Source organism: Dactylosporangium aurantiacum (assembly GCF_000716715.1).
GTDB lineage: Bacteria > Actinomycetota > Actinomycetes > Mycobacteriales > Micromonosporaceae > Dactylosporangium > Dactylosporangium aurantiacum.
This window is the reverse complement of sequence record NZ_JNYJ01000007.1, coordinates 31,983-48,548: the sequence shown is the minus strand read 5'-3', so window position 1 is coordinate 48,548 and position 16,566 is coordinate 31,983. Positions and strand designations below refer to the sequence as shown.

At 71.6% G+C, this 16,566-nt stretch carries 15 protein-coding genes; 1 reads left to right on the top strand and 14 read right to left on the bottom strand.

The features are described 5' to 3' along the window. Nucleotides 1-693 precede the first annotated feature (693 nt). The 5 genes from OP18_RS09040 to OP18_RS09020 form a co-directional block, all read right to left on the bottom strand. The gene (locus OP18_RS09040) at nucleotides 694-1,296 is read right to left on the bottom strand and encodes a GTP-binding protein (protein WP_156089383.1); all 603 of its coding nucleotides are present in this window, start codon (nucleotides 1,294-1,296) and stop codon (nucleotides 694-696) included. Next, nucleotides 1,277-1,654 (bottom strand): DUF742 domain-containing protein, encoded by a 378-nt coding sequence (locus OP18_RS09035; protein WP_033358337.1) that lies wholly within the window; start codon nucleotides 1,652-1,654, stop codon nucleotides 1,277-1,279. Before OP18_RS09035 ends, OP18_RS09040 begins: the two co-directional genes overlap by 20 nt. An 89-nt stretch (nucleotides 1,655-1,743) precedes the next feature. After that, nucleotides 1,744-2,148: a roadblock/LC7 domain-containing protein gene (locus OP18_RS09030; RefSeq protein ID WP_033358336.1), complete on the bottom strand. Its 405-nt coding sequence runs from the start codon at nucleotides 2,146-2,148 to the stop codon at nucleotides 1,744-1,746. Then, nucleotides 2,145-5,630, bottom strand: a complete 3,486-nt coding sequence (locus tag OP18_RS09025) for a sensor histidine kinase (protein WP_245635310.1) — start codon at nucleotides 5,628-5,630, stop codon at nucleotides 2,145-2,147. The genes OP18_RS09030 and OP18_RS09025 overlap by 4 nt, the downstream gene beginning before the upstream one ends. Before the next feature lie 301 nt (nucleotides 5,631-5,931). Then, nucleotides 5,932-7,002 (bottom strand): adenosine deaminase, encoded by a 1,071-nt coding sequence (locus OP18_RS09020; RefSeq protein WP_033358334.1) that lies wholly within the window; start codon nucleotides 7,000-7,002, stop codon nucleotides 5,932-5,934. A gap of 17 nt (nucleotides 7,003-7,019) precedes the next feature. Between OP18_RS09020 and OP18_RS09015 the strand changes: the two genes are divergently transcribed. Continuing rightward, nucleotides 7,020-7,844 carry a putative RNA methyltransferase gene (locus OP18_RS09015; RefSeq protein ID WP_033358333.1) on the top strand — a complete coding sequence of 275 codons (825 nt, stop codon included), beginning with the start codon at nucleotides 7,020-7,022 and terminating at the stop codon, nucleotides 7,842-7,844. On the opposite strand, the gene OP18_RS09010 is transcribed toward OP18_RS09015, so the two are convergent. The 9 genes from OP18_RS09010 to OP18_RS08970 all read right to left on the bottom strand — a co-directional run bounded on the left by OP18_RS09010 (nucleotide 7,836) and on the right by OP18_RS08970 (nucleotide 16,530). Further along, entirely contained in the window at nucleotides 7,836-8,516 is a 681-nt protein-coding gene (locus OP18_RS09010) for a DUF4272 domain-containing protein (RefSeq protein WP_033358332.1), read from the bottom strand. The two genes, OP18_RS09015 and OP18_RS09010, sit on opposite strands and share 9 nt — an antisense overlap. A 21-nt stretch (nucleotides 8,517-8,537) precedes the next feature. After that, nucleotides 8,538-8,897 (bottom strand): cupin domain-containing protein, encoded by a 360-nt coding sequence (locus OP18_RS09005; protein WP_033358331.1) that lies wholly within the window; start codon nucleotides 8,895-8,897, stop codon nucleotides 8,538-8,540. Next, nucleotides 8,897-10,174 carry a thymidine phosphorylase gene (locus OP18_RS09000; RefSeq protein WP_033358330.1) on the bottom strand — a complete coding sequence of 426 codons (1,278 nt, stop codon included), beginning with the start codon at nucleotides 10,172-10,174 and terminating at the stop codon, nucleotides 8,897-8,899. The genes OP18_RS09005 and OP18_RS09000 overlap by 1 nt, the downstream gene beginning before the upstream one ends. 61 nt (nucleotides 10,175-10,235) lie before the next feature. Next, nucleotides 10,236-10,952 (bottom strand): cytidine deaminase, encoded by a 717-nt coding sequence (locus OP18_RS08995; protein ID WP_033358329.1) that lies wholly within the window; start codon nucleotides 10,950-10,952, stop codon nucleotides 10,236-10,238. Nucleotides 10,953-10,954: 2 nt separating this feature from the next. Then, nucleotides 10,955-12,205, bottom strand: coding sequence for an ABC transporter permease (locus tag OP18_RS08990; protein WP_211273481.1), 1,251 nt, complete (start codon nucleotides 12,203-12,205; stop codon nucleotides 10,955-10,957). After that, nucleotides 12,202-13,350: an ABC transporter permease gene (locus OP18_RS08985; protein WP_033358328.1), complete on the bottom strand. Its 1,149-nt coding sequence runs from the start codon at nucleotides 13,348-13,350 to the stop codon at nucleotides 12,202-12,204. The genes OP18_RS08990 and OP18_RS08985 overlap by 4 nt, the downstream gene beginning before the upstream one ends. Then, nucleotides 13,347-14,867 carry an ABC transporter ATP-binding protein gene (locus OP18_RS08980; RefSeq protein ID WP_033358327.1) on the bottom strand — a complete coding sequence of 507 codons (1,521 nt, stop codon included), beginning with the start codon at nucleotides 14,865-14,867 and terminating at the stop codon, nucleotides 13,347-13,349. The genes OP18_RS08985 and OP18_RS08980 overlap by 4 nt, the downstream gene beginning before the upstream one ends. Before the next feature lie 69 nt (nucleotides 14,868-14,936). After that, entirely contained in the window at nucleotides 14,937-15,995 is a 1,059-nt protein-coding gene (locus OP18_RS08975) for a BMP family lipoprotein (protein ID WP_033358326.1), read from the bottom strand. Between the two features lie 193 nt (nucleotides 15,996-16,188). Continuing rightward, nucleotides 16,189-16,530 (bottom strand): hypothetical protein, encoded by a 342-nt coding sequence (locus OP18_RS08970; protein ID WP_033358325.1) that lies wholly within the window; start codon nucleotides 16,528-16,530, stop codon nucleotides 16,189-16,191. Between the last annotated feature and the right edge of the window lie 36 nt (nucleotides 16,531-16,566).

The window sequence follows — 16,566 nt, the reverse complement described above, 5'->3', positions numbered from 1 at the left end:
GCGGGAGGGACCGGGCATGGGTGTCAATCCCGCTGAGCGGTGCCGTGGGTGGCCGTTGCGGCCCTGGTACGTGTCGGAGGAGTCATTGAAGGTGATTTGGCGTTCAGCGGCCTTACAGCGCTGACGGACGGTGCTGGATCTCTGTGGGTTTCACCGTCGGGCGGCTCTGACGCTGGAGCGCGCCGGGATGGTCTCGTCGCGCGGCCCGGACGAGCCGGTGGGCCGGCGGGGCTCCAGACCGCCCGTACGAGGACCAGGCTGCGTCACAGTGGGGGCGGGCTGGGAGCGGGGGCCGCCGGGGTGCAGGCAGGGCCGTGAGCGGAGGCGCTGAGGCGGCCCCGGCCGATCTTGACCGGGCGCGACATGGCACCTCCATGCGGGGAGCCCCGATCCCGCCGAGCCGAGCCCTGGTCGCAGCGCGGTCGCGCCGCGCCGCCGACGCGCGTCCGAGCCCTTGCCACGCCGCCGACGCGCGCCCGGGCCCCTGGCCACGCCGCCGACGCGCGCCCGAGCCCTGGCCACGCCGCCGACGCGCGGCCCGGACCAGCGGGGTCGGGCACAGCGAGCATGCGCGGGTCGGCCGCTGCCGAGGGTGCCGGGTAAACGGACGCGCGCACCGGGTCCGCCCTGCTGAGGAGGCGGACGCGGTGCGCGCGTGGGACGTGCGAGAGAGGGGTGTCGTGCCAGGGGGTGTCAGGCGGGGGCGGTGGCCCGGGTGCGGCGCATCGAGAGGACGTACTCGACCAGGGAGATGAGCACGTTCTTCGTCGACTCGCGGGAGCGGGCGTCGCAGGAGACGACCGGGACGTCGCCGGAGATGGCGAGCGCCTCGCGGACGTCGTCGGCGTTGTGGTACTGGACGCCGTCGAAGCAGTTGATGGCGACCAGGTACGGCAGCCGGCGGTGCTCGAAGAAGTCGATCGCGGCGAAACAGTCGGCGAGACGCCGGGTGTCCACCATGACGACAGCGCCGATGGCGCCGCGGACCAGCTCGTCCCACATGAACCAGAAGCGGGTCTGGCCCGGGGTGCCGAACAGGTACAAGATCAGGTCACGGTCGATCGAGATACGACCGAAGTCCATCGCGACCGTGGTCGTCGTCTTGCCGGGCACATTGCGGGTGTCGTCCACACCGACGCCGGCGGAGGTCATGATGGCCTCGGTGGTCAGCGGTGTGATCTCCGAGACCGAGCCGACCAGTGTGGTCTTGCCCACGCCGAAACCTCCGGCGATGACGATCTTCGCTGACGTGACCCGCCCTGGGCGGACTGCCACGTCAGAGCCTCCGAAGTCCACTCAGCACCCTCTCAAGCAGTTCTGTGCCCACCGACTCGTTTTCGTCGAGCGAGGTCGGCTCGTACACCGCGACGAGTCCGTCGGCAGCCATGTCCGCCACGATGACCCGCGCCACACCCAGCGGAAGCTGCATGCGCGCCGCGATCTCAGCGAGAGACTGCAAGCGACCGTCGCAAAGCGTGGAAATGTATTGCTGTTCTTGCCCGTGAGCACCGCCCGGCCGAGAGTTGGCCGCTCGACCACGCACGGTGGTCTCGACCAGCGCCTCGATCGCAATATCCAGCTTGGGCCGGGTGCGACCTCGGGTGACGGCGTACGGCCTGACCAACGCGCCGGTTGGTTCATCGCGCTCGGCCATGTTCGCCGTTCACCTCCTCACTCGTCGGGCCTCGTCAACAGCTAATGCGTCAACAGCTAATGCGTAGAGCTCTGTCACCTAGTTCAGCTTCAGCCGAGCATCGATGCGGTCGGCCGGGGTGGCGGCGTCAGTGCGTCACCGACCCGGTCGACCAGCAGCGCCATCTCGTAGCCGACCTGACCGACGTCACACGCCCGGGCCGCGAGGACCGCGAACGACGAGCCGTCGGAGATCGACATGAGGAAGAGGAAGCCGTTGTCCATCTCGACGACGGTCTGCAGCACCGCGCCGCCCTCGAAGCAGCGGGAGGCGCCCTGCGTGAGGCTCACCAAACCGGAGGCGATCGCGGCGAGCTGGTCGCCACGGTCGCGCGGCAGGTCACGAGAGGCGGCCAACAGCAGACCGTCTGCCGAGACGGCTACCGCGTGGGCGACGCCCGGCACTCGGTCTGCGAAGTTGGCGAGCAGCCAACCGAGATCCTGCGTAGATGTCATGCCTCTTGCTCCTTGCCAACCTGCGAGTTTTGAGGCCCGGCCGAAGTGGGCTCCGGGGTTTTCGAGTCGTCGGACCGGGTCCGGCCGCGCTGAACGCCTCGGTGATACGCGGACAACAGACCACGCACGGACTCCGGCGTGCGCCGGTGCACCGTGGCGGGGTTCTTCTCCACCCCGCCGGGGACCAGTTGCGCCTGCGGCACGCGTTTAGGCAAACCCGTGTCGGTCATCGCAAATTCCTGAGCCTCGGCGAGTGCGGCGGCCGCCTGCCATCCTTCGTCTGCCGCAGTCTGCCAGTTTACCGCCGAACCGCCGGATGTCCGGTCGGCCGAACCTCGCGAGGTTTCACCCGGAACCCGGGTTTCAAAACGCTGCGGAGGCACGTATGCGGTGTCGCTGTAGGTGACCTCGACCGGTCGCGTCGAGGCGCCGTTGGACGCCGGTGCCGGCGCCGCCGCGGGGGCGGGCGGGGCGGCGGCGACGGGCTCGTCGTCGAAGGTCGGGCGCTTGCTCGTGGTCTGGAACCAGGCCGACTCCAGCTCGCGGAAGATCGGCAGCTCCATCGTCTCGTCGACGAAGCGCTGGCGGGAGTCGCCGGCGTCGCTGTCGGAGGCCGCGGGGTCCCAGTCGAGCCGGACCCGTGGGATCTCCGCCGTCATGTCGACCGGCGGGTACGCCTCCGCCTGGGCCTGCGCCTGCTGCGAGGCGGCCGCCGCATACCGGTCGGGCTGCGCCTCGCCGGGCTGCCCGGACACCGGCGGCCAGGCGGGCGGTGCCGCCGCGGCCGGGGGCGGTCCGCCGGCCGCGTACGCCGCGGGGGCGTCGTAGGCACGCGGGCCCGGAGCCTCGGGCCGCTGGCGCGGGATCTGGCCGCTGACCTCGTCCTCGGCGACCTCGCCCTCGACGGTCCAGTTCTCGTTGGCGCGGCGCTGCGGCAGCGGGTTGAGGTCGCCGGGCGTCTGCCGGCCACGGTCGTCGTTGCCGCTGACGCCGGTCAGGTCGGACCAGGCGGGCAGGCTGCGGGCGGGTCCGGCGCCGGCCGGCGGGCGGCCGGCGAAGCCACCGTCGCGCGGGCCGGGACCGGCGTCGCGCGGACCGGGCCCGGCATCGCGGGGGCCGGCGTCGCGCGGGCCGGGCCCGTGTCCGCCGAAGCCGTCGCGCGGAGCGGGGCCGGAGGAGCCCTTGCCGAAGCCGCCGCCGCCGTCGTTGAAGGCGCTGGGGCCACCGTACGGCGGCTGCCCGTTGGCCGCGGGAGGGATCTCGCGGCGGGGCGGGGCGCCGTTGGCGAAGCCGTTGACCGTGGGCCGCTCGCCGGTGTGCGGGCCGGCGCCGAAGAGGCCACTGCTGGTGAGCGTGCCGAAGCGCGGGCCGCCGCCGTTGCCGCCGGTGCCGGCCGGCACGGGGCCGCTCTCCAGCGCCAGCGGCGAGGCGAGCGGGGAGCGCGGGGCGGGCGTCGACGGGATCGGCCGGGCCTGGACGACGTCGTTGGGTCCGACGGCGGGCATGCCCGCGGTCGGCATGCCGGCGTTGGCGCGGCCGGACAGCGCCCGCGGCACCAGGACCCCGGCGGGCAGCGTCATGTCGGCGATGGTGCCGCGCTCCCGCGCGGCCCGCAGCTCGACCTTGACACCGTGCCGGGCGGCCAGCCGGGCGACCACGACCAGACCCATCATGCGGGAGACGGCCACGTCGACCATGGGCGGGTTGGCGAGGCGCTCGTTGAGCTCGTTGAGCTGCTCGGGCGAGACGCCGATGCCGTGGTCCTCGACGAGCAGGACGGCGCGGTCGCCGACGCGGCGGGCCTCCACGATGACCGCCGAGTCCGGCGGGGAGAAGGCGGTCGCGTTGTCGAGCAGCTCGGCGACCAGGTGGACCATGTCGTTGACCGCGTGGGCCGCGATCTCGATGTCCCGGTCGATCATGCCGAACTCGATGCGCGTGTAGTGCTCGACCTCGGACTGCGCGGCGCGGAGCACGTCCATGAGCGGGGCGGGCTCGCGCTGGATGCGGGTCGAGTCGGCGCCGGCGAGGACCAGGAGGTTCTCGTCGTTGCGGCGCATCCGGGTGGCGAGGTGGTCGAGCTGGAAGAGCTCGGCCAGCCGGTCCGGGTCCTCCTCGCCGCGCTCCAGCCGGTCGAGGTGGCCGATGAGCCGGTCGACCAGGATCTGGGAGCGGCGGGCGAGGTTGACGAACATCGTCGCGACGCTGGCCCGCAGGGCGGCCTGCTCGGCGGCGGTGCGCACGGCCTCCAGGTGCACGGCGTTGAACGCCTCGGCGACCTGGCCGAACTCGTCGCGGCTGCGGACCGGTAGTGGCTCGGCGATCTGCAGCGCGAGCTGGTGCGGTGACATCTGGTTGGCCAGCGCCGGGTCGCGCAGCCGCTGCACGGCCTGGGGCAGCCCGTACTGCGCGACGGTGAGCGCGCCGTGGCGCAGCTCCCGCAGCGAGCGGGCCATCGACCGGGCCACGAGCCAGGCGAAGAGGATGGCCAGCAGCAGCATGCCGAGCAGGGCGCCGGCGGTGACGAGCACCTGGCGCTGCAGGTCGTTGCGGTGCGCGGTGGCGTCCTCGATGTTGTGCTCGTCGAACTCGGTCTCGATGCCGCGCAGCAGGTTGGTCTTGTTGACCATGGCGTTGTCCCAGGCGGCGACGGTGAAGATGTCGCCGGGCAGCGCCTCGGTGGTCAGCGGCGTGAGCTGGCCCTCGAACTTGGCGGCCTCACGCAGGTCGGAGCCGGCGATCTTCTTGTCGAAGAGGTCGCGGTGCCACGGCTCGGAGACGACGCGGAACTGCTCCTCGGCCTGTTCCTGGCCGTTGAGCGCGGCGTCGAACTCCTTGCGCAGCTGCGGCGTGAACGCCTTGGTGGTGAGGACGCGCAGCACGACGACCCGCTCGAGGGAGACCTGCTCCTTCATCTCGGAGATCGCCGCGGCGGCGCGCATGTCGGCGCCGAGCGTCGGGTTGTTGGACAGCTCGGCGGCGGAGTCGCGGATGCTGAGCAGGTCGTCGATCAGCGTGCGGTAGCGGCTCACGACGGTGCTGGCGAGGATCTCCTTGCCGCCCTCGGAGATCTGCTTGCGCATGCCGGGCAGGTCGAGCAGCTGCGTGTCGATCGACGCGAGCTGCTTGCGGAAGTCCTCCGGCGGGTCGGCGAGGCCGGACCGGGTCAGCCGGTACTCCTTGCTGGCGTCCTCGGTCTTCTGGATCTGGCGCTCGAAGGCGGCCCGCGCCTCGACGTCGCCGCCCTGCACCGTGAGCACGCCCAGCAGCAGCGCCGCGTTGGCGCGCTCGCTCTGCAGCTCGTGGACGAGGGCCGAGGCCTGCGCCGACAGACCCGACAGCGTGCGGGCCCGGTCGGCGTCGTTGGCCTCGCCGATGTTGTTGACCAGGCCGTTGGTGCCGACCACGATCGTCGCGATGATCGGGACGATCATGATCAGGCCGAGCTTCGACCAGATCGGCAGGTCTCGGAGCCGGCCCACCGGGAGACGCAGACGCGACGAGACCGGCTCCCGCGTCGTTGGCCGTTTGCTCACTTCACCGCCCTCCGAACCGGGGCCTTGTGCAACAGCAGGCACCCGCGACCGGCCGACCCTACTGGGCCAGACCTCCGAGATTCCACCATGTCCCGTCGCAAGAAGAAAGCCCAGCCCTCCCGGTAGTCGATATGTGCCAAGTCAGGAAATCTGTCCGTTTGTTGGGTGCTTCAACCGATCGCCCGGTGACGCTGGGCGATTTACCCGATGCACGCAGATGATGGTGACTGACAAATCGGGACAAAATTTACGACATCAACTTCGCATACGCGGGCTTGATGACGTCGTTGATCAGCGCCAGGCGCTCATCAAACGGAATGAAGGCACTTTTCATCGCGTTCACCGTGAACCACTGCAACTCGGACCAGCCGTAGCCGAAGGCCTCCACCAGCAGCGCCATCTCGCGGCTCATCGAGGTCCCGCTCATCAGCCGGTTGTCCGTGTTGACGGTGACCCGGAACCGCAGGTCACGCAGCAGCCCGATCGGGTGCTCCCGGATCGAGGCGGCGGCGCCGGTCTGCACGTTGGACGAAGGGCAGAGCTCCAGGGGGATGCGCTTGTCCCGCACGTACGCGGCGAGCCGGCCGAGGGAATTGTCGGCCGCGATGTCGTCGACGATGCGCACACCGTGTCCGAGCCGGTCCGCCCCGCACCACTGGATCGCCTGCCAGATCGACGGCAGCCCGAACGCCTCACCGGCGTGGATGGTGAAATGGGAGTTCTCGCGCTGGAGGTACTCGAAGGCGTCGAGGTGCCGGGTGGGCGGGTAGCCCGCCTCCGCGCCGGCGATGTCGAAGCCGACCACGCCGGCGTCGCGGTACTGCACCGACAGCTCGGCGATCTCCATCGAGCGGGCGGCGTGCCGCATCGCGGTGAGCAGCGTGCCGACCCGGATCGGGGTGCCGGCCGCGGCCGCCTCCGCGGCGCCCTCGCGGAAGCCGTCCAGGACCGCCTCCACCACCTCCGTCAGCACCAGGCCCTGCGCGAGGTGCTGCTCGGGGGCGAACCGGACCTCCGCGTAGACGACGCCGTCGGCGGCCAGGTCCAAGGCGCACTCCCGGGCCACTCTGACCAGGGCCTCCCTGGTCTGCATCACCGCGACGGTGTGCGCGAACGTCTCCAGGTAGCGCTCCAGCGAGCCGGAGTCGGCCGCCGCGACGAACCACTCGCCCAGCCCTTCCGGGGTCGCGGCGGGCAGCTCGTGGCCGATGCCGGCGGCGAGGTCGAGGATCGTGGCGGGGCGCAGGCCGCCGTCGAGGTGGTCGTGGAGCAGCGCCTTGGGCGCGCGACGGATCTCGTCGTAGGTAGGAGCAACCATGGAACGACACTAGTAGCGTGCACCCTTCCGTCATCACACATCTGCGGTGTCCGGTCTGTGCCGGCGCGCTCACCGACGCCGGCCGGGTCCTGCGGTGCGCCGCGGGTCACTCGTTCGACGTCGCCCGGCAGGGCTATGTGGACCTGACCGTGGGGCGCGGCGTGCACACGGGCGACAGCGCGGACATGGTCGCGGCCCGGGAGTCGCTGCTGGACGCCGGGCACTTCGACCTGGTGTCCGACGCGGTGGCCGAGGCGGCGGCGGGTGTACCGGGAGCGGGGCTGATCCTGGAGGTGGGCGCCGGGACCGGCCGGTACCTGGCCCGCGCCCTCGGCCCGCACCGGGTGGGCCTGGCGGTCGACGTGTCGAAGCCGGCGCTGCGCCGCGCGGCCCGGATCGACCCGCGGGTCGGCGCCGTGCGCGCCGACGTCTGGCAGGGCCTGCCGGTCCGCGACGCGACCGCCGACGTGGTCCTCGACATCTTCGCCCCGCGCTCGGGCGCGGAGTTCGCGCGGGTGCTGCGCCCGGGCGGCGCCGTCGTCGTGGTCACCCCGGCCCCCGGGCACCTCGCCGAGCTGGTCGCGGCGCTGGGCATGGTCGGCGTCGACCCGGCGAAGGAGGAGCGCCTCGCGGCGAGCCTGCGGCCGTGGCTGACCCCGGCCGGCAGCGTCCCGCTGCGCGCGACGCTGTCGCTGGACCGCGCCGCCGCGGCGGCGCTCGTCGGCATGGGCCCGAGCGCGTGGCACACCGACCCGGAGAAGGTCGCCGCGACGCTGGCCGGCATGCCGGAGCCGATCACCGCCACGCTCGCCGTGCGGCTGAGCGTCTGGCGGTCAGGTTGACAGGTCGACGTCCTCCCAGCCGGGCGGGTCACCGTGGTAGGGCCCGGTGAAGACCACCGCCCACTCCAGCGCCCAGCGCCGCTGGCCGATGGTGTTGGAGTCGATCTGCCCCGGCAGCGGCAGCCGCCGCCGCTCCGCCTCCAGGTACGACCAGTCCAGGCAGTAGTAGAGGTCCAGCTGCGCGGCGGCGTCGTCCGCGCCGCGCGGGGCGGCCAGGGTGCGCTGCCGCCACGCCGCGAAGGTCTCCCCCTGCGGCAGGTTGGGCAGCCGCTCCAGCAACCCGTCGGCGGAGGGCAGCAGCGGGTCCAGGTCCATGGCGATGCCGAGCAGCCAGGACAGCGCGAACAGCGCCTCCAGGTGCAGCGCGAAGGACCGCTCGTCGCCGTCGCCGTCGGCCACGAAGTGCCACTCGGGCCCGGTGACCCGCTCCTCCAGCCGCGCCTCGCGCAGCCACTGCGTCGCCAGCTGCGGGGGCATGCCGAAGGCGCGGGCGAGCACGACGTTGAGGATCGCGGCGCGGGCCTCGATCTCCTCACCGGAACGCAGCTCCACCAGGTCGCCCGGCTCCCACGCCAGCGGGAAGTTCGGCGGCGGCAGGGGCAGTCGCAGGCGGTGCAGCGCTTCGAGGCTCGCCTCCCGCACCCGCTGCGGATCGGGCGACGTGACGGTCACCCGCGCACAATAGCCGCCCGATCAGGCAGTGTCTCTCCGGGCCAGGTCGGGTCCGAACGCGGGCAGGCACACCGCGACGTACTCGGCACCTTCCGCGGTCGGGGTGGTATACCGGATGCGTTCCCCCGCCCGGGTGACCACGGCCTGACCTGCCTCGACGTCGAAGTGCCCGCCGTCGTGCTCGACCCGGACGGTGCCGCGCAGCACGATCGTGAACTCGTCGAACTCGGGGGTCTGGAACGGTTCGGTCCAGCCGCCGGGCGCGAGCATCCGGGCGATCGACACCGCCGACTCGCCGGAGTTGACCCGGCCGACGTACTCGTCGATGACCTTGCCGCCCGGGACGGGGATCTGGGTCGCGGACGTGATCAGCTCTGGCATCAGGAGATCCTGTCGAGAATCAGGGGTCGGGATGGAGGCGGGGTGTCCGACAGCGTGACCGCCCCGCGGGCCACGTCCAGCGCCGCCGGCAGCTTGCCGGCGTCCTCGGCGCGCAGCTCCATGATCACGTCGCCGGTCCGGACCGCCTCGCCGGGCTTGCGGTGCAGGATGATCCCCGCCGAGGCACTGACCGGGTCCTCCTTGCGGGCCCGGCCCGCGCCGAGGCGCCAGGCGGCCACGCCGACGGCGTAGGCGTCCATGGTGGCGACGAACCCGTCGCGGGTCGCGGTGATCGTCTCGACCTCGCCGGCCACCGGCAGCGGGGCGTCCGGATCACCGCCCTGGGCACGGACCAGCGCACGCCAGGAGTCCATCGCCCGCCCGTCGGCGATCGCCGCCTGCGGGTCGACGTCGCCGAGACCGACGGCGTCGAGCATCTCCCGGGCCAGGGCGAGGGTCAGCGTCACGACGTCCTGCGGCCCGCCGCCGGCGAGGACCTCCAGGGACTCCTCGACCTCCAGGGAGTGCCCGACGGTCCGGCCGAGCGGGACCTCCATGTCGGTGAGCAGGGCGACGGTGGTGACGCCGTGCGCCTTGCCCAGCTCGACCATGGTGCGGGCCAGCTCGCGGGCGTCGGCGACCTGGCGCATGAAGGCGCCGGAGCCGAACTTCACGTCCAGGACCAGCGCGCCGGTGCCCTCCGCGATCTTCTTGCTCATGATCGAGCTGGCGATCAGCGGGATCGCCTCGACGGTGCCGGTGACGTCGCGCAGGGCGTACAGCTTGCGGTCGGCGGGGGCGAGCCCCTCACCGGCGGCGCAGATCGCGGCGCCGACCGTGCGCAGCTGCTCGACGAACGCCTCGTTGGACAGCTTCGTGCCGAACCCGGCGACCGCCTCGAGCTTGTCGAGGGTGCCGCCGGTGTGGCCCAGGCCGCGGCCCGACAGCTGCGGCACCGCCGCGCCGCACGCGGCCACCAGCGGCGTCAACGGCAGCGTGATCTTGTCGCCGACGCCGCCGGTGGAGTGCTTGTCGACGGTGGGCCGGCCGACCCCCGACAGGTCCAGCCGCTCGCCGGAGGCGATCATCGCCGCCGTCCAGCGGGCGATCTCCCCGGCGGTCATGCCGTTGAGCAGGATCGCCATGGCGAGCGCGGACATCTGCTCGTCGGCGACGACGCCCTTGGTGTACGCGTCGACGACCCAGTCGATCTGCGCGTCGCTGAGCACGCCCTTGTCGCGCTTGGCCCGGATGACGTCAACCGCGGCAAAGCTCATGCTCCCACCTCCGCTGCGCTCCGGCGCCAGCCGCCTGGGCCGAAGCCGCGCTCCGGACCGCTCATGCCCCACTCCAGTCCTGCTCGATGCCGGCCGGGCGCGGGGTGTCCCCGGCCCAGCTGGTGCCGCCCTGGGCGTCCACCACGATCACCCGCGGGGTGCGGATCCGTCCCCACGCGACGGCGTCGGCGGCGGAGCCCCAGGTCGGCCCCTCTTCCAGGATCCCCGCCGGCTCGGCGTCGGCGGTGCCGGAGGACCGCTCCCAGTACGCGGTCCACACCTGCCGGCCGTCGGCGACGTCGGGGTGGACGAACACGGTGCCGGTGCCGACCTTCAGCGCCAGCGCCGCCGGGACCGTGGGCGCCGCCGCGGCCTGCTGCGCCGCGAAGCGCCCCAGGTCGGTGTCGTCGAAGGCGTACGGCAGCAGCGCCGACATCGGCAGCGGGCCGTCGGCGTGGTCGATGAGGCAGCCCGGGCCGCCGTGCTCCCACAGCAGCTGCCGGCACCGGCCGCACGGCATGAGCGGCCGGCCGTCGCCGTCGACGCAGGCCAACGCGACCAGCCGCCCACCGCCGGTGACCTGCAGGTTCGACACCAGGCCGCACTCGGCGCACAGGCCGAGGCCGTAGGAGGCGTTCTCGACGTTGCAGCCCACGACGATGCGGCCGTCGTCGACCAGCGCCGCCGCGCCGACCGGGAACTTCGAGTACGGCGCATAGGCGCGCGCCATCACGGTGACGGCCGCCTCGCGCAGCGCCACCCAGTCAACGTCCGCCACGCTCAGCCTCCACGCCGGTACGGCTTGCCGTCCGCGGCGGGCGGTCTGAGCCGCTGCGCCGCGAGCGCCAGCACGACCAGCACCGTGATGTACGGCGCCGCCTGCACCAACGCCGTCGGGATCTTGTCCACAGAGAAGAACAATACGTAGGACAGGACGCCGAGGACGGCCGAAGCGATCGCCACGAGGCGGTTGCGGCGGATGAACTCCCAGACCGCGAGCGCCAGCAGCAGGGCGCCGACGAGGATGAGCAGGGCGTGCACGGACTCGCTGCCGCGCCGCAGCTGCAGCGCGTCGGTGTAGCCGAACAGGGAGGCGCCGACGGCCAGGCCGCCCGGCCGCCAGTTGCCGAAGATCATCGCGGCGAGGCCGATGTAGCCGCGCCCGCCGGTCTGCCCCTCGCGGTAGATCGCGGAGGTGACCGTGGACAGGTAGACGCCGCCGAGCCCGGCCATCGCGCCGGAGATCACGACACCGTAGTACTTGTAGCGGTAGACGTTGAGCCCGAGGCTCTCCGCCGCCCGGGGGTCCTCACCGACGGACCGGACGCGCAGGCCGAAGGCGGTCTTCCACAGCAGCCACGCGGTGAGCGGGATGAGCAGCACGGCGAGGATCGTCACCAGCGACACCTCGTACAGCAGGCCGCGCAGGACCCCGGCGATGTCGCTGACCAGGAACCACTGGTGCTCCTCCAGGCCCTTGAGGCCGTTGATGCCGGGCACCGAGATGCGCGGCACCTGGTCCACGACCTGCGGGGACTGGGTCGCGCCGGCGCTGCCCCAGGTGATGTAGGACAGGTAGCGCACGACGCCGGGCGCCAGGATGGTCATCGCGACGCCGGAGATGATGTGGTCGACGCCGAACGTGACCGTGGCGACGGCGTGGACGAGCCCGCCGACGGCGCCGCCGAGGATGCCGATGAGCAGCCCGATCCACGGGCCGAACTCCAGGCTGCCCCACGCGCCGAACCAGGTGCCGAGGATCATCTGCCCTTCGAGGCCGATGTTGACCACGCCGGCCCGCTCCGCCCAGAGGCCGCCGAGACCGGCGAGGCCCAGCGGGACCGCCGCCTGCAGCGCCGCCTGGATCGCGCCCTGCGAGGTGACGTCGGGGGCGTTGGCCAGCTGGTGGACCAGGGACAGGCCGACCAGCGCGCCGGCGACGATCAGCAGGACCGTGCCGGTGGACATGCGCCGGCTGCGGGGTTTGGCCCCGGCCTGCGCCGCCTCCGAGAGCATCGTGTCGGTGCTCACTTCGACTCCTCCACTACCGCGGGGACCGGCGCGGGCGCGGCGGTGGCCACGCCCACCCGCCGTTGCTGCGCCCGCCGGCCGATGCGGGCGGCGAGCTCGTAGGCGATGACGACCGACAGGACGGTGACACCCTGCATGATCAGGATGATCTCCTTGGGGATCCCGTCGAGGTCGAGGATGATCTGCGAGCTGGCCAGGAAGCCCCACAGGATCGCGCCGAGGGCCATGCCGATCGGGTGGTTGCGGCCGAGCAGGGCCACGGCGATGCCGGTGAAGCCGATGCCGCCGAAGCCCTCCGTGTAGGTGTGGCTCTCGCCCAGCATGCGGGGCAGGTTGACCAGGCCGGCGACCGCGCCGGAGATCAGCATCGCGGTGATCACCATGCGCTTGGCGTTGACGCCGCTGGCGACTGCCGCGAAGGGGTTGTAGCCGGTGGCCCGCAGGTCGAAGCCGAAGCGGGTCCGGTTGATCACGAACCAGTACGCGGCGCCGAGGAACACCGCGATCGCGAAGAAGCCGAGCACCTTCTGGTCGGTGCCGGAGATGATCGGCAGGCCGGGCATCCAGGAGCTCTCCGGCAGGATGCCGGTGGTCTTGATCTGGGCGCCGGGCTCGGTCACGCCCCAGTGGTCGTTGAGCAGCCAGGTGACGACCAGGCCGCCGATCGCGTTGAGCATCAGCGTGGAGATGACCTCGCTGACGCCGCGCTGGGTCTTGAGCAGCGCCGCGATGGAGGCCCACGCGGCGCCGACGAGCATCGCCACCACGACGATGAGCACGATGCGCAGCCCGCCCGGCATCCAGTCCATGAACGACGCGCTGGCCAGGGCGCCGGCGAAGAACGCGCCGACCTTCGACTGGCCCTCGACGCCGATGTTGAACAGGCCCATCTTGAAGCCGATCGCCACCGCGACGGCGGCGATGTACAGCTCGCTGGCCTTGTTGAGGATCTCGACCATCTGGTCGGGCTGGGTGCCGAACTCGTACATGTGCTGGAACGCGGCGAGGGGGTCCTTGTCGCTGATCAGCAGGGCGATCGACGAGATCGCGGCGGCGATGACGAGCGCGACGACCGGTGCGATCAGCTGCGGCAACAGCTTCCCGACATCGATGCGCCGCGCGCCGACGGCGGCGGCCGTGGTCATGGAGCGATCTCCTCACCAGTGGCGCCGGTCATGGCGACGCCGAGCTGCTCGGGGGTGACGGTCGACGGATCGGCGTCGGCCACCAGCCGACCACCGTAGATCACCTTCAGCGAGTCGGACAGGCCGATCAGCTCGTCGAGGTCGGCGGAGATGAGCAGCACGCCCATGCCGGCGATGCGCGCGTTGCGGATGTGGTCCCAGATCGCGGCCTGGGCGCCGACGTCCACCCCTCGGGTGGGGTGGGCGGCGATGAGCACCTTCGGCTGGTGGCTCATCTCCCGGCCGACGATGAGCTTCTGCTGGTTGCCGCCGGACAGCGCGACCGCGGCGACGTCGATGCCGGGGGTGCGCACGTCGTACTCGGCGACGATGCGGGTGGTGTCGCGGCGGGCGCCGCCGACGTTGATCAGGAAGCCCCGGGCGTTGGGCGCCTCGGTCTGGTGGCCGAGGATGCGGTTCTCCCACAGCGGCGCGTCGAGCAGCAGGCCCTGCCGGTGCCGGTCCTCCGGGATGTAGCCGAGCCCGGCCTCGCGGCGCCGGCGGGTGTCCCACCCGGCGATCTCCACGCCGTCGAGCTCGACGGTGCCGGTCGCGGCGCGCATGCCCATGATCGCCTCGGCGAGCTCGGCCTGGCCGTTGCCCTCGACGCCGGCGATGCCGACGACCTCGCCCTTGTGGATGGTGAACGAGGCGTCGGAGACGATCGCGCGCCCGTCGGGGCCGCGGACCGTGAGCCCCCGCACGGCGAGCACCGGCACGTCGGTGACGGTCGACTCGCGGGCCTCGGGGCTGGGCAGCTCGCTGCCGACCATCAGGGTCGCCAGCTGGCGGGCGGTGACCTGGTCGGGCTTGACGGAGGCGACGGTCGTGCCGCGCCGGATGACGGTGATGTCGTCGGCGACGCCGCGGACCTCGTCGAGCTTGTGCGAGATGAACAGCACGGTGAGGCCCTCGCGGATGAGCTCGCGCAGGTTGCCGAACAGCTCGTCGACCTCCTGCGGGACGAGCACCGCGGTCGGCTCGTCGAGGATGAGGATGCGGGCGCCCCGGTAGAGCACCTTGAGGATCTCGACCCGCTGGCGGTCGCCGACGCCGAGGTCCTCGACAAGCGCGTCGGGCTCGACGCCCAGCCCGTACCGGGTGGAGATCTCCTCGATCTTGGCCCGGGCCCGGGCGCCGATGCCGTGCAGCTTCTCGGCGCCGAGGACCACGTTCTCCATGACGGTGAAGTTGTCGGCGAGCATGAAGTGCTGGTGCACCATGCCGATGCCGACCTTGATCGCGCCCTGCGGCGAGGAGAACCGCACCGGGTCGCCCTCGATGAGGATCTCGCCCTCGTCCGGCGGCTGCATCCCGTAGAGGATCTTCATGAGGGTCGACTTGCCGGCCCCGTTCTCACCGACGATCGCGTGGATCGTTCCCTTACGGACGGTGAGGTTGACGTCCGAGTTCGCCACGACGCCGGGGAACCGCTTGGTGATCCCCTTCAGCTCGACGGCGGGTGGGTCCGCGGTCACGAGATGCTCCTTCAACGAGTGATGGCGGGGGACCGGATCGCAGTCCCCCGCCTCACGTCCAGCTAGCGATTACTTGGTCGGCACCGTGATCTTGCCGGAGACGATGTCCGCCTTGAACTCGTCGAGCTTGGTCTTGATGTCGTCGACCTGGCCACCGGAGGTGGCGTAACCCACACCGTCGGCCTTGAGGTCGAAGACGGTCGGGCCCGCCTTGAACTTGTCCTCGGAGAAGTCCTTGACGAAGTTGAACACCGCGTTGTCGACCCGCTTGAGCATCGACGTCATGATGACCGGCTTGAGCGAGGCGTCGGTCACGGTGTTGTACTGGTCGGAGTCGACACCGATCGCGAGGGCGTTCTTGGCCTTGGCGGCCTCGAAGACGCCGGTGCCGGAGCCGCCGGCGGCCGCGTAGATGATGTCGGCCTTCTGGTCGTACATGCCCGTCGCCGCGGTCTTGCCACCGGCCGGGTCGTTGAAGCCCTTGCAGGCCTCGGCCGGGGTCGACAGGTAGTTGGTCAGCACCTTGATGTCGGCCTTGGCCGCCTTGGCGCCCGCGGCGAAGCCCGCCTCGAACTTCTTGATCAGGTCGACCTGGCAGCCGCCGATGAAGCCGACCGTGCCGGTCTTCGACTTCAGCGCCGCGGCCGCACCGACCAGGAAGGAGCCCTGCTCCTCGGCGAACACGAGGTCGGCCACGTTGTCGGCGGCGGTGCCGCCGTCGACGATGGCGAACTTGGTCTGCGGGCAGTCCTTCGCCGCACGGGCGAGCGGGCCGTTCTTGGAGTCCGCGCCGTCGTAGACGAAGCCGACCGCGATGACCGGGTTGTAACCCGTCGTGCAGAGCAGCTTCAGCCGTGCGTACTTGTCGTTCTCGCTCTCACCGGCGACGGCAGCGAGGTCCTTGACCTCGAGGTTGAGGTCGGTCTTGACCCGGTCGAGACCAGCGGCGGCGGAGTCGTTGAACGACTTGTCGCCCCGGCCGCCGATGTCGAACGCGAGGCCGACCTTGACGTTCTTCTTCGTGCTGCCACTGCTCGTGCTGCCCGGCTCGTCGCCCTTGTCATCGCCGCAAGCGGCCATGCTGCCCAACGCGACGATCGCCACCGCGGCGGCCGCGAGAACCTTCATCCCACGCACTCGGCGCAAGACGGTCTCCCTTCACCAAAGCACCGCCCCAACGCGGTGTAACCCAACGGCGGGAGCGTACGCCCTCCGACCGACAGTTCCGCTGTTTGCTGCCGGGTTGGGAGGAGTGCGTTATAGGGCCGTGACGTGCCGGCGGTCCCTCCAGCCTAGCGAGATCGATCTTGTAACACCCGGTTTACTTCCAAAAGACGGCAACGGCGGCGTTAACGAGCGTTAGCCCCACCAAAGCCAGGAAATGCCCACGGTTGACCTCCTCGCGCTTGCGCGAGAAGAACGCCATGGCGAAGATCGCCAGCCCGATGAGCGCCTTGACGGCGAGCTTGGCGGCCGGCGGCTCGTCGCCGTCGCGCAGGGGCGCGGACAGCGCGATGCCGGTCAGCACCTGGATGGTCGCACCCCACAGCATCGCCGCGTTGATGCGCAGCTTGCCCGTGAGGTACTGGGCGACCGCGCCACCCAGCAGCAGCGCGAACCCGATCAGGTGGGCATAGAGGAGAATGAGCCGCAAAGGTTCCACCCGCGCAAAGTATCGCCTCGTTGACTCTCCCGCTGC